10 protein-coding genes are annotated in these 12,274 nt (G+C 71.8%); 2 read left to right on the top strand and 8 right to left on the bottom strand.

Annotated features, from left to right (window positions below):
* Positions 1–2 precede the first annotated feature (2 nt).
* The 4 genes from ASG80_RS11425 to ASG80_RS11410 all read right to left on the bottom strand — a co-directional run bounded on the left by ASG80_RS11425 (position 3) and on the right by ASG80_RS11410 (position 5,638).
* Entirely contained in the window at positions 3–1,526 is a 1,524-nt protein-coding gene (locus ASG80_RS11425; RefSeq protein ID WP_056730633.1) for an aldehyde dehydrogenase family protein, read from the bottom strand.
* Between the two features lie 148 nt (positions 1,527–1,674).
* Entirely contained in the window at positions 1,675–2,973 is a 1,299-nt protein-coding gene (locus ASG80_RS11420; RefSeq protein ID WP_056730631.1) for a GAF domain-containing protein, read from the bottom strand.
* Positions 2,974–3,060: 87 nt separating this feature from the next.
* Positions 3,061–4,215, bottom strand: a complete 1,155-nt coding sequence (locus tag ASG80_RS11415; protein ID WP_082590158.1) for a PrsW family intramembrane metalloprotease — start codon at positions 4,213–4,215, stop codon at positions 3,061–3,063.
* Between the two features lie 25 nt (positions 4,216–4,240).
* A complete protein-coding gene (locus ASG80_RS11410) occupies positions 4,241–5,638 on the bottom strand; it encodes an FAD-binding oxidoreductase (protein ID WP_056730628.1) in 1,398 nt (465 codons plus the stop codon).
* Positions 5,639–5,711: 73 nt separating this feature from the next.
* Here ASG80_RS11410 and ASG80_RS11405 point away from each other — a divergent pair, with 73 nt between their 5' ends.
* Positions 5,712–7,295, top strand: a complete 1,584-nt coding sequence (locus ASG80_RS11405; RefSeq protein WP_056730626.1) for a DNA-3-methyladenine glycosylase 2 family protein — start codon at positions 5,712–5,714, stop codon at positions 7,293–7,295.
* Positions 7,296–7,334: 39 nt separating this feature from the next.
* Entirely contained in the window at positions 7,335–8,006 is a 672-nt protein-coding gene (locus ASG80_RS11400) for a FadR/GntR family transcriptional regulator (RefSeq protein ID WP_056730623.1), read from the top strand.
* A gap of 76 nt (positions 8,007–8,082) precedes the next feature.
* On the opposite strand, the gene ASG80_RS11395 is transcribed toward ASG80_RS11400, so the two are convergent.
* The 4 genes from ASG80_RS11395 to ASG80_RS11380 all read right to left on the bottom strand — a co-directional run bounded on the left by ASG80_RS11395 (position 8,083) and on the right by ASG80_RS11380 (position 12,149).
* Positions 8,083–9,063 (bottom strand): ABC transporter substrate-binding protein, encoded by a 981-nt coding sequence (locus tag ASG80_RS11395; RefSeq protein ID WP_056730977.1) that lies wholly within the window; start codon positions 9,061–9,063, stop codon positions 8,083–8,085.
* 82 nt (positions 9,064–9,145) lie between these two features.
* Entirely contained in the window at positions 9,146–10,180 is a 1,035-nt protein-coding gene (locus ASG80_RS11390) for an ABC transporter permease (RefSeq protein ID WP_082590156.1), read from the bottom strand.
* The gene (locus tag ASG80_RS11385; RefSeq protein WP_056730620.1) at positions 10,177–11,703 is read right to left on the bottom strand and encodes a sugar ABC transporter ATP-binding protein; all 1,527 of its coding nucleotides are present in this window, start codon (positions 11,701–11,703) and stop codon (positions 10,177–10,179) included. The genes ASG80_RS11390 and ASG80_RS11385 overlap by 4 nt, the downstream gene beginning before the upstream one ends.
* Positions 11,700–12,149 (bottom strand): RbsD/FucU family protein, encoded by a 450-nt coding sequence (locus ASG80_RS11380; protein WP_056730618.1) that lies wholly within the window; start codon positions 12,147–12,149, stop codon positions 11,700–11,702. Before ASG80_RS11380 ends, ASG80_RS11385 begins: the two co-directional genes overlap by 4 nt.
* Between the last annotated feature and the right edge of the window lie 125 nt (positions 12,150–12,274).

Genomic DNA, 12,274 nt, shown 5'->3' with positions numbered 1-12,274 from the left:
GATCAGAAGAACCCGAGCGGGTTCTCGTTGTAGCTGACGAGGAGGTTCTTCGTCTGCTGGTAGTGGTCGAGGGCGAGCTTGTTGTTCTCGCGGCCGATGCCCGACGACTTGTAGCCGCCGAACGCCGCACCAGCAGGGTACGCGTGGTAGTTGTTCACCCAGACGCGGCCCGCCTGGATGTCGCGGCCGGCGCGGTACGCCTCGTTGCCGTTGCGGCTCCATACGCCGGCGCCGAGCCCGTAGAGCGTGTCGTTCGCGATCGAGATCGCGTCGTCGTAGTCGCGGAAGCTCGTGACGGCGACCACCGGTCCGAAGATCTCCTCCTGGAACAGCCGCATGCGGTTCTCGCCCTCGAAGATCGTGGGCGCCACGTAGTACCCGCCGCTGAGGTCGCCGCCGAGGTCGACGCGCTCCCCGCCGAGCAGCAGCTTCGCGCCCTCCTGCTTGCCGATGTCGATGTAGCTCAGGATCTTCTCGAGCTGGTCGTTCGACGCCTGCGCACCGACCTGCGTCTCGGTGTCGAGCGGGTTGCCCTGCTTCGCCTGCTTCGTGCGCTCGATCGCGTCGTCGAGGAACGTGTCGTAGATCGAGCGCTGGATGAGCGACCGGCTCGGGCACGTGCACACCTCGCCCTGGTTGAACGCGAACAGGCTGAAGCCCTCGAGCGCCTTGTCGTAGAACGAGTCGCGCCGGTCGGCGACCGATTCGAACACGATGTTCGGGCTCTTGCCGCCGAGCTCCACGGTCGACGGGATGATGTTGTTCGACGCGTACTGCAGGATGAGGCGGCCCGTCGTCGTCTCGCCGGTGAACGCGATCTTGCGGATGCGGTTCGACGAGGCGAGCGGCTTCCCGGCCTCGACGCCGAACCCGTTCACCACGTTCACGACGCCCGCGGGCAGCAGGTCGGCGATGAGGCCGATGAGCACGAGGATCGACGTCGGCGTCTGCTCGGCGGGCTTCAGCACGACGCAGTTGCCCGCGGCGAGGGCCGGCGCGAGCTTCCAGACCGCCATGAGCAGGGGGAAGTTCCACGGGATGATCTGCCCGACCACGCCGAGCGGCTCGTGGAAGTGGTACGCGACGGTGTCATTGTCGAGCTGGGTGAAGCTGCCCTCCTGTGCGCGGATGAGGCTCGCGAAGTAGCGGAAGTGGTCGCTCGCGAGCGGCAGGTCGGCGTTCAGCGGCTCCCTGATCGACTTTCCGTTGTCCCAGGTCTCCGCCACGGCGAGCACGTCGCGGTTGGCATCGATGCGGTCGGCGATGCGGTGCAGCACGGCGGCGCGCTCGGCGGCGCTCGTGCGTCCCCACGCGGGCGCGGCGCGGTGCGCGGCGTCGAGCGCGAGCTCGATGTCCTCCGCGGTGCCGCGGGCGACCTCGGTGAACGGCTTGCCGTTCACGGGCGAGATGTTCTCGAAGTAGGCGCCCTTCACGGGCTTCACCCACTCGCCCCCGATGAAGTTCTCGTAGCGGGGTGCGAACTCGATCAGTGCGCCGGCGGTGCCGGGCGCGGCGTACACGGTCATCGTGTCTCCTCATGACGTCGTTGTCCAGTGCCCCGCGAGGGTGTCCTGCGAGGGTCGACGTCACGATATGCGCGCGGGCGTTGCGGCCCGGTTGCCCCGGGGTTGCGATGCGGTTGCAACGAGCGGATGCCGCGGCATCCGACCCCACTCAGCGCAGCGCAGCCTCGATGCGCTCCAGGTGCGCCACGACCGAGGCGCGACGTGGGGATCGCGGCGGCAGGATCTCGAGGAGCGCCCGCCACACCTCCGCGTCGTACCGGCACTCATCGCGCTCGACGTACGCGGCGAGCAGCTCGGGCGAGGCATCCGAGAGCATCGACTCACGCAGCCGCGCGGCGAGCTCCTCTCGGAGCTCCACGATGCCGGGGGCCGACGACGACGGCAGCACCGGCCCTGCGTACCGCTCGGCGGCGCGGCGCAGCGCGCCCTGGCCGAGGAGCTTCGCGACGGATGCCGCGTCGAGCTCGACCTCGCGTCCGAGCCGGTACGGGCGCGACTCGAGCGGCGGTTCCCCCGCCGCCTCGAGCACCCGGCGGAGCCGCACGACCTCGGCCCGGAGGGTCACGGGCGACGCAGCGCCCTCGTAGACGAGCGCCGCCAGCCGCTCGGCGCCGAGCCCGCCTCGATGCCAGGCGAGGAGCGTCAGGATCTCCGCATGGCGCGGGCTGAGCTCGTGCGTGCCGAGCCGAGGTCGCCGCTCGCCGAGCACGGTGAGCGGCGTCCGGGCCGGACGCGCGGCCGGGACGGCCACCATCCGCGATCGCCGGAGCGTCGTCCGCACCGTGGACTCCAGGCTCGCGATGCGCAGCTCCGCCTCGACCGCGGCCACGGTGGCCGAGACGAGCGACAGCGTGTGCAGGGCCACGGCGTGGTCGGTGCCGGTGATGTCGATGACGCCGAGCAGGGCGCCGGTGGCGGGGTCGTGCACGGGAGCGGCCGTGCAGCTCCACGGGTGCACGATGCGGTTGAAGTGCTCCGCCCCGCGGATCTGCACGGCGCGGTCGAGCTCGAGGGCGGTGCCGGGCGCGCTCGTGCCGATGCTCGCCTCCGACCAGTCGGCGCCGGCGACGAAGAGCATGTCCTCTGCTCGGCGGCGCAGGCCTGCGTCGCCCTCCACCCAGAGCAGGCGCCCGTGGGCGTCGCCGACCGCGACGACGAGCCCCGCGTCATCCGCCCCGTCGACGAGGAGCCGACGGATGACCGGCATCACGGGCGCCAGCGCATGCGAAGCGCGGTACTCGCGGAAAGCGTCCTCGTCGAGCTCGAGGCGCGGCAGGGCGTGATCGGGGTCGATCGCGCCGCGGATCGCCCGCTCCCACGACTCGCGAACCACCGGGCGCAGCACGGGCGGCACCGTGCCCGTGGCGATCGCGGCCTCCTGGGCGCGCAGAAGGCGGTCGCGCAGGTCGTGCAGGTCGAGGTCCTGCGGATGCCGCGGCACGGGCATGCCGTCTCCGATCGCCGTCGATTCCGGATGCCGCCATCCTATCCGTGCCCGCCGTGAGCCGAGCGGATCCAGGACCGCACACTGGGCTCAGCGAAGGAGGGCCACCCGGTCGGCCGCGACGGCCTCGAGCAGCGTCTGCTCGTCGACGGCCCCGCGACGTCCTTCGCGCCCCGAGAGCGTTCGGTGCCGCGTGAACGCCAGGTGCGTGGCATCCGTGATGAGCTTGCGCATCAGGGCGGTGCGCGGCGGTGTCTGCGCACGTGCCCACGCACGCGCCTGCCGCCGGCCGGCCGGGGTCGCGAGCATCTCGACCTCGGAGGGGCTGAACCAACCGGCGGCGCCGTACTCGGCGAGCCGCGCGCGGGTGATCCGCACCTCCTGACGCCTGAGGAACACCGTGAGCAGCACCGCGCCGAGGAAGATCGGCACCTGCACCGTGAAGTAGAGCCCGATCGCATCGGAGGCGAACGCGAGCGAGCCGTTCCAGAGCGCATGCAGCAGCACCGCACCCGCCAGCCCGAAGAGGAACCAGCCGATCACGCTCGCCCCGCTGCCGCGTCGCGCGCCGATGCCGATGGCGAGGCCGGTGCACGCCGTGAAGAGCACGTGCGCGAACGGCGAGAAGATGCCGCGCACGACGAACGTGGCGCCGAGTTCGCTCGCCCCTCCCTCGGCGAGCGCGGCGCCGAAGTAGAGGATGTTCTCGGTGAACGCAAAGCCCGCCGCCACCGTGGCCGCGTAGACGAGTCCGTCGACCGGGCCGTCGAAGTGCGAGCGGGAGAACGCGAAGACGAGCAGCACGCCGATCCCCTTCGCCGCCTCCTCGACGAGCGGCGCCTGCACCACCGCCTGCAGCGCCTCGTCGGGGGTGCCGCCGGGTTCCGCGAAGGCGATCGTGAGTTGCACCCCGAGGTCGACGACGAGCGCGATCGCGACCGACACGGCCGCGCCCCACAGGAATGCGAACCACAGCGCCCATCGGGGCTCGGGCTCCCACCGGTCGACCCACCGTACGGCCAGGAGCACCACGGCGAGCGGCACGAGCGCGAGCACCGAGCCGATCGCGAGCGTCGACACGCCCAGCCCGGCGGCGAGGTAGGCGACGACCAGGAGGCCGACGAGGCCGGCCACGACGATGCCCGCGACCGAGAACGCCGTTCCGCCGCCGCGGCCCTTCGGCGGCGTCGTCCACAGCGGCGGCGCGGGCGACGGGTTGCGGGCGGGCTGCGGCGCGGTGGTCACCCGCGCAGCATATCGAGCGGATGCCTCAGCGGGCGGGCGACTCGAACATGACGCCGGGGTTGAGGATGCCCGTCGGGTCGAACAGCGCCTTGATGCCCCGCTGGAGCTCGAACGAGTCGGCCCCGAGCTCCTCGGCGAGCCAGCGGCGCTTCAGGATCCCCACGCCGTGCTCGCCAGTGAGCGTGCCGCCCAGGGCGACCGCGGTGCGGAACATCTCGTCGGCGGCCGCCCAGACGTCGGCCGGCACGTCGTCGCCCGCGAACACGAAGTTCGGGTGCAGGTTGCCGTCGCCCGCGTGCGCGATCGTCGGGATCTCGATGCCGTGGCGCGCCCCGATCGCCTCGATCGCGCGGAACATCTCCGGCAACCGCGACCGGGGCACCGCGACGTCCTCGATGAGCACCTGGCCGGATGCCGCGAGGGCGGGGTGCATGGCACGGCGGATGTCGAGCAGGCGTTCGCCCGTCGCGGCATCCGTCGACACCGTGACCCTGCCGCCGGCCGTGGCGAACGCGTCGGCGATGCGCTCTGCCTCGGTGGCGGCGCCGTAGGCGTCGCTCTGCGCGATGAGGAACGCCTCCCCCGCCGAGATCGTCTCGAGCGGCGTGCCGGCGAGCGCCTCGTGGCCGAGGTGGGCAGCGACCCGGGCGAGGCCGGCGGCGTCGATCAGCTCGAGCACGGCGGGCCGGATGCGGGCGGCGGTGACCGCAGCGGATGCCGCGGCGGCCGCCTCGACGTCGGGGAACGCCGCGGCGACGGTGACGACCTCGCCCGGCGTCAGCGGACGCAGCCGCACCGTGGCCTCGACGATGACGCCGAGCGTGCCCTCCGAGCCGGTCAGGAGCGCGGTCAGGTCGTAGCCCGTCACGCCCTTCACGGTGCGGTGGCCGGTGCGCAGCAGGCGGCCGTCGGCGAGCACCACGGCGAGGCCAAGTACCGCCTCGCGGGTCACGCCGTACTTCGCGCAGAGGAGGCCCCCGGCGTTCGTGGCGATGTTTCCGCCGATCGACGAGATCGCGCGGCTCGCGGGGTCGGGCGCGAACCACAGGCCGAGCGGGGCGAGGGCGTCGTTCAGGTCGCCATTGAGCACGCCCGGCTCGACGACCGCGAGCTCGTCGGCCTCGGAGAGCTCGAGGATCCGGTTCATGCGCGAGACGTCGAGCACGATCGCGCCCGGGCTCGCGATGGCGCCGCCGGCGAGGCCCGTGCCCGCTCCGCGTGGCACGACGGGGGTGCCGGCGGCGTGGGCGATGCGCATCACGGCCTGCACGTCGTCGACGGATGCCGCATGCACGACCGCGAGCGGGCGGGTCGCGCTCCTCCAGCCCGAGCGGTCCTCGCGTGTGGCGTCGAGTACGGCGGGATCGGTTGTGACGGATGCCCCGAGGGCGTCGTGGAGGCTGGCGAGCACGTCGGTCGGCATCCCTCCACCCTAGCGACGCGGCCATGTCCGATTTCCGCTGGTCGACGTCGGCGGGTCGTGCGAGGCTGGTCGCATGACCCCGACGACTGCCACGCCGACCCGGCCCGCCGACCCGCTCGCCGACCCCGTCTTCGCCGAGCGCTACCGGGCGATGCAGGCGCGCGACGCGCGCTTCGACGGCCAGTTCATCACCGGCGTGCACTCCACGGGCATCTACTGCAGGCCGAGCTGCCCGGCCGTCGCGCCCAAGCCGTCGAACGTCAGCTTCTACCTCACGGCCGCCGCGGCCCACGAGGCGGGTCTGCGGGCGTGCAAGCGGTGCCTGCCCGATGCGGTGCCAGGCTCCCCCGAGTGGGACCTGCGCGACGACCTCGCCGCGCGCGCCATGCGCCTCATCGCCGACGGCGTGGTCGAGCGCGACGGCGTCCCGGGCCTCGCCGCGCGGCTCGGCTACACGCCGCGCCATCTCACCCGGGTGCTCACCGCCGAGCTCGGCGCCGGGCCGCTCGCGCTGTCGCGGGCGCACCGCGCGCAGACCGCACGCGCGCTGCTCACGTCGACGTCGCTGCCCGCGGCCGACGTGGCCTTCGCGTCAGGTTTCGGCAGCATCCGCCAGTTCAACGACACGATCCGGGCCGTGTACGAGCGCAGCCCGCTCGAGCTGCGTGCGGCGGCACGCCTGCGGGAGCGCGGCCGCCCGTGGCCCGCCGACAGCGGCCGGGGCCGGAGCGTCGAGCACGCCGGCGCCGACGGCGTATCTGTCCCCACGGCGGCCGACCCGCACGCCGGCCTCGTGCGCCTCCGACTGCCCGCGCGTGCGCCGTTCGACGCCGCGGGCGTGTTCGCGTGGCTCGGCGCACGCGCCCTCGACGGCGTCGAGGAGGCGGGGCCGCTGCACTACCGCCGTTCGCTGCGCCTGCCGGGCGGCCCTGCCGTGGTGCGGTTCGACGCCGGCGGCGACGCCGACGCGCCGTCGATCGACGTCGAGGCGTGGCTCGCGACCCTCGCCGACCTTCCCCCGCTCGTCGCACGCGTGCGCCGGCTGTTCGACCTCGACGCCGACGCCGTGGCGATCGACGCCGCCCTGGCCTCCGACCCGCGCCTCGCGGCATCCGTCACGGCGGTGCCCGGCATCAGGGTGCCGGGATGCCTCGACCCCCACGAGCTCATCGTCCGCGCGCTCGTGGGCCAGCAGGTGTCGGTGAAGTCGGCACGTACCGCGCTCGCCCGTCTCGCCGCGGAGCTCGGCGAGCGCACGGGCGGAGACGACGGGCCCACCGTGCTGTTCCCCACTGCCGGAGCCATCGCGGCGGAGGGGGCTCGGGTGCTGCGCGGGCCCGCCGCGCGCATCCGCACGATCGTCGACGTCGCACGCCGCCTGGACTCGGGCGACCTCGTGGTGGCCGCGGAGCGCGAGCGCGAGGACCTCGCGTACGACCTCCTCGCCGTGCCCGGCATCGGGCCGTGGACGGCGGGCTACGTGGCCATGCGCGTCACGCGGGCGCCCGACGTGCTCCTCACGAGCGATCTCGCCCTTCGCAACGGCGCCGCCGCGCTCGGACTGCCCGCCGAGGAGTCGGCGCTCCGAGCCGAGGGCGCACGGTGGGCGCCGTGGCGCAGCTACGCGTCGATGCACCTGTGGCGCGCCGCGGTGTAGAGATCCGATGTCTGCCCCGCCACGCGCTACGATGCGGGCATGGCGGTCACCGACGAAGCGATCCTGCGCATCAAGGAGATGATCCTCGAGGGCGACCTCGCGCCCGGCGATCGGCTTCCCCCCGAGAAGGAGCTCAGCGAGCGCCTCGGCCTCAGCCGTTCGTCGCTGCGCGAGGCGGTGAAGGCACTCGAGGTCATCCGCGTGCTCGACGTGCGTCGCGGCGACGGCACCTACGTCACGAGCCTCGAGCCGCGTCTGCTGCTCGAGGCCATGTCGTTCGTCGTCGACCTGCACGACGACCAGTCGGTGCTCGAGATCTTCGCCGTACGCCGCATCCTCGAGCCCGCGGCATCCGCCCTCGCCGCCCGGAACGCCGCAGCGGACGACCTCGCGCACCTGCGCGACATCGTGGAGAGCGTCGACCACGCGGCCGACGTCGAGAGCCTCGTGGAGCACGACCTCGAGTTCCACCGCGGCATCGCCGAGGCGACGGGCAACACCTACCTCGCGAGCCTCATCGACTCGCTCTCGAGCCACACCGTACGCGCTCGGATCTGGCGCGGCATCACGCAGGAGAACGCGGTGGATCGCACGCTCCAGGAGCACCATGCCATCCTCGATGCGATCGCGGCCGGCGATGCCGACCTGGCGTCCGCGCTCACCGTCGTGCACGTGTCCGGCGTGGAGCAGTGGCTCCGATCGGCGCTCTGATCGGACCGCCCGCGACCAGCCGGCGGCACGCGAACGGGGCGCCGGCAACGCCGACGCCCCGCCCACCCTGGGGGTCCTACTCGTAGAGCACGGCCTGGATCTCCTCGTCGTCGATGTTCGACGCGTCGTACCAGTAGAAGCCGGTGTCGATCGTCTCGGGCAGATCCTTCCCGTCGATCGCCTCGACGGCCGCCTTCACGGTCTCGTAGCCGATGCCGACCGGGTTCTGCGTGATCGCGCCGAGCATGAGCCCGTCGCGGATCGCGTCCATCTGCGCACTGCCGGAGTCGAAGCCGACCACCACGAGCTGCGCCGGGTCGATGCCGAGTTCCTTGACCGCCTGGACGACGCCGATCGCCGAGCCCTCGTTCGCGCCGTAGATGCCCTTCAGGTCGGGGTTGGCGGCGATGATCGCCTTCGCCAGGTCGGCGGACTTGGCCTGGTCGCCGCCGCCGTACTGGATGTCGACGATCTCGATGTCGGGCTCGTTCTCCTCCATGTACTCGACGAAGCCGTCACGACGCTGCTGCCCCGTGAGGGAGGTCTGATCGTGCACCACCAGGGCGACCTTGCCGGCGTGGCCGACCGCCTCGGCGAGGTGCTTGGCGGCCTCCGCGGCCGCGGCGAGGTTGTCCGTGGCCGCGGTGGTGACCGGGATGTCGCTGTCGACGCCCGAGTCGAAGGCGACCACCGGGATGCCGGAGTCCTTCGCCTGCTGCAGCAGCGGACCCGCCGCCTGGCTGTCGAGCGCGGCGAATCCGACGGCCGCGGGGCTCTTGTCCAAGGCGGTCTGGAGCATCTGGATCTGCTGGTCGACATCCGCCTCGGTGTCGGGGCCCTCGAAGGTGATCTCGACGTCGAACTCCTCGGCCGCCTGCTCGGCGCCGCTCTTCACGGCCTGCCAGAACTGGTGCTGGAAGCCCTTCGAGACGAGCGCGACGTAGGGCTTGTCGCCGCCTCCGTCGGCCGAGCCTCCGCCGTCGCTCGCGCAACCCGCGAGCACGAGTGCTGCGGCTGCGAGGCCGATGACGGCCCCGATCGTGCGCTTCTTGAACATGGTCACTCCCTTGTGTCTGTGTTGCTGTGGTGGGTGATTTTCGGTGAGGTGTTGCGGATGCTCCGGGGCGCGCCCCGATGCCTCAGGCCCGTCGACGTCGGAGCATGTCCAGGTAGACGGCGACCAGGATGACGATGCCGACCGCGACCGACTGCCATTCCTGCGGGACCGAGATGATGCGAAGGCCGTTCGTGAGCACGGCCATGATGAGGGCGCCGATGACGGTGCCGACGATCGAGCCCTTGCCGCCCTGCAGCGACGTGCCGCCGATGACGACGGCCGCGATGGCCTCGAGCTCGAGCCCTAGGCCCCCCGTCGGCTGCGCCGAGGAGAGACGCGACGCCGAGAGCACCCCGGCGAGGCCCACGAACAGGCCGGCCATCGTGTAGATGACGATCTTCCAGCGCCGCACGTTGATGCCCGACAGGGCGGTCGCGGCCTCGTTCGACCCGATCGAGAACGCGTAGCGGCCGACGATCGTCTTCGACAGGAGGACGGCGGCCACGACGATCATGACGATGAAGATCGCGACGCCGAGCGGGAAGCGCAGGCCCGGGATGATCGACAGGTTCATGATCTGCTGGAACTCGGGGGTCTCGTTGAAGTAGATGGGCTTCGTGCCCGAGATCACGAGCGAGAGGCCCGCGGCGATGAGCATCATGCCGAGCGTCGCGATGAACGGCGGGATGCCGAGCACCGAGACGTTCACGCCGTTCACGAGCCCGATGAGGCCGCCGAACAGGATGGTCGCGGCGACGCCGGCCCAGAGCGGCCAGCCCCAGTACGTGAGGAAGACACCCGTCATCACCCCGCAGAGCACCATCCCGGTGCCGATCGACAGGTCGATGCCGCCGGTGATGATCACGAATGTCGTCCCGAGGGCGAGGATGCCGGTGACCGTGGCTGCCGTCAGGATCGAGACGAGGTTGTTCGCGGTGAAGAAGTGCGAGCTCGTGAAGGAGAAGAACGCCACGATCACGATCAGGCTCGCGGCGGCGAGGAACTGCTGGAGCGAACCGCGCAGGCGGGCGAACCGCGGCCTGCCGGCCTCGATCGCGGCCTGGGCCGAGGTCGACGGTGTCTCGTGGGTCGGGGGGCGCGTGGTGGTGGGGCTCATTGTGCGATCGTCCCTTCGGCACTGAAGCGGGTGGCGTAGTCCATGACGTTCTCCTGGGTGGCATCGGCGTTGTCGAGCACGGCGGTGAGCCGCCCCTCCGCCATCACGGCGATCCGGTTCGCGAGGCGGAGCACCTCGGGCAGCTCCGAGGAGATCATGATGATCGCCTTGCCGTGGTCGGCGAGCTCCCGAAGCAGTGCGTAGATCTCCTCCTTCGCCCCGACGTCGATGCCGCGGGTCGGCTCGTCGAAGATGAGCACGTCGCAGTCCTTCGCGAGCCACTTGGCGATCACGACCTTCTGCTGGTTGCCGCCCGAGAGGTTGCGCACGAGCTGGGCGGTCGACGGCGTCTTGATGCGGAGCTTGCCCACGTACTCGCGTCCGGTGGCCTCGATACGGCGGTCCCTGACGAAGCCGAGGGCGCCGAGGTAGTCGCGCAGCGACGCGAGCACGATGTTCTCGCGCACGCTCCGCTCGAGGAGGACGCCCAGCTGCTTGCGGTCCTCGGAGAGGTAGCCGATGCCGAGGCGCGCGGCATCCGCGGGGCTCTGGATCTGCACCTCGCGCCCGCGCACGGTGATGACGCCGGACTCGCGGCGATCGGCGCCGACGACCGCGCGGGCGACCTCGGTGCGGCCGGCCCCCATGAGCCCGGCGAAGCCCAGGATCTCGCCTGCATGCACCTCGAAGCTGACGTCCCTGAGCAGCCGCTTCGTCGAGAGCCCGCGCACCGAGAGGATCGGTTCGGCGTCGGCCCGCGCCGGCGCCGGCCGCTCCTCGCCGTGGAGCTCTCGGCCGACCATCAGCGAGATGACCTCGCGCTGTTCGGCGGCGTCCGTGTCGAGCGTGGCGATGTAGCGACCGTCGCGCAGCACGGTGATGCGGTCGGAGATGCGCGAGAGCTCCTCCATGCGGTGCGAGATGTAGATGACGCCGGTCTCGGGCGACCGGAACCGCCCGATGAGCTCGAACAGCACGTCGACCTCCGCGTCGTTCAGCGCGGCGGTCGGCTCGTCCATGATGAGCACCTTCGCGTCGAACGAGAGGGCCTTCGCGATCTCGACCATCTGCTGGCGGGCCACGGTGAGCCGTTCGACCGGCTCCGCGGGATCGAGCGCGAGGCCCAGCCGGTCGAAGAGCTCACGCGCCCGGCGGTTGAGCGCGCGATCGTCGAGGAAGATGCCGGCGCCACGCTCCTCGCGCCCGATGAAGATGTTCTGCGCGACCGTGAGGTCGGGCATCAGGTTGAACTCCTGGTGGATGATGCTGATGCCCTGCTCCTGGGCGTGCCGGGGCCCGTCGAGCACCAGCTCGTGCCCGTTCATGCGGAACATGCCCGAATCGGGTGTGTAGATGCCGGCGAGCAGCTTCATGAGGGTCGACTTGCCGGCGCCGTTCTCGCCCACGAGGGCCAGCACCTCGCCATGGCGGAGGTCGAGGCGCACGTCGTCGAGCGCCTGCACGCCCGGGAACCCCTTGCTCACGCCCTCGAGCTCGAGGAGCGGGGCGGCCGCCGCGCTCATCCCGCCGCTCCAGAGGGGTGGTACTCGTTGACGACGCCCTTGCGAAGCACGACGTTCCCGTATGGCCGCAGCTCGCCCGTGCGCACGACCAGTCCGGCCGCTGCCGCCCGCTCGTAGAACGCGAACCGCTCCAGCTCCGCGACGCGGTCGGCGGGCGCGCTCGCGGCCTCGACGAGTTCGTGCTGCACCGGCAGGCGCTCGCCGCCTTCCGCGGCCATGAGCAGCACGGACTCGCCCTCGTACCGGTCCAGCGGGACGACGGTGCGGATCACCGCCACGACCGCGGGCGACGAGAGCCCCGGTGCCTCGACGACGGATGCCTCGCCGGCGGCGACGTGGTGCGCCGGGAAGTTCGCGTCGGCGACGACGAGCTCGTCACCGTGCCCGAGCCGATCGAGCTCGGCGAGCAGGTCGCCGGCGAGGATCGGGTGGATTCCGCTCAGCACGTGGGCCTCTCTTCCTTGAGATGGACGGGATGAAGTGTACTACTCATCCGATGTTTGACGGGGTGTTTCGGGTGAATTTCCGGCGTCGGTGGTCATCTTGCCACCAAGGATCGGACCTTTGGATC

Source organism: Agromyces sp. Soil535, from assembly GCF_001428255.1.
In the GTDB taxonomy this organism is placed as follows: Bacteria; Actinomycetota; Actinomycetes; order Actinomycetales; family Microbacteriaceae; genus Agromyces.
Note: the sequence above shows the minus strand (reverse complement) of the source record. Positions and strands in the feature narration are given on the sequence as shown.

Bases quoted from the DNA above. Each gene is read 5' to 3' on its own strand.
- ASG80_RS11425 (WP_056730633.1), bottom strand. From the start codon at position 1,526: ATGACCGTGTACGCCGCGCCCGGCACCGCCGGCGCACTGATCGAGTTC.
- ASG80_RS11420 (WP_056730631.1), bottom strand. From the start codon at position 2,973: ATGCCCGTGCCGCGGCATCCGCAGGACCTCGACCTGCACGACCTGCGC.
- ASG80_RS11410 (WP_056730628.1), bottom strand. From the start codon at position 5,638: ATGCCGACCGACGTGCTCGCCAGCCTCCACGACGCCCTCGGGGCATCC.
- ASG80_RS11405 (WP_056730626.1), top strand. From the start codon at position 5,712: ATGACCCCGACGACTGCCACGCCGACCCGGCCCGCCGACCCGCTCGCC.
- ASG80_RS11400 (WP_056730623.1), top strand. From the start codon at position 7,335: ATGGCGGTCACCGACGAAGCGATCCTGCGCATCAAGGAGATGATCCTC.
- ASG80_RS11395 (WP_056730977.1), bottom strand. From the start codon at position 9,063: ATGTTCAAGAAGCGCACGATCGGGGCCGTCATCGGCCTCGCAGCCGCA.
- ASG80_RS11390 (WP_082590156.1), bottom strand. From the start codon at position 10,180: ATGAGCCCCACCACCACGCGCCCCCCGACCCACGAGACACCGTCGACC.
- ASG80_RS11385 (WP_056730620.1), bottom strand. From the start codon at position 11,703: ATGAGCGCGGCGGCCGCCCCGCTCCTCGAGCTCGAGGGCGTGAGCAAG.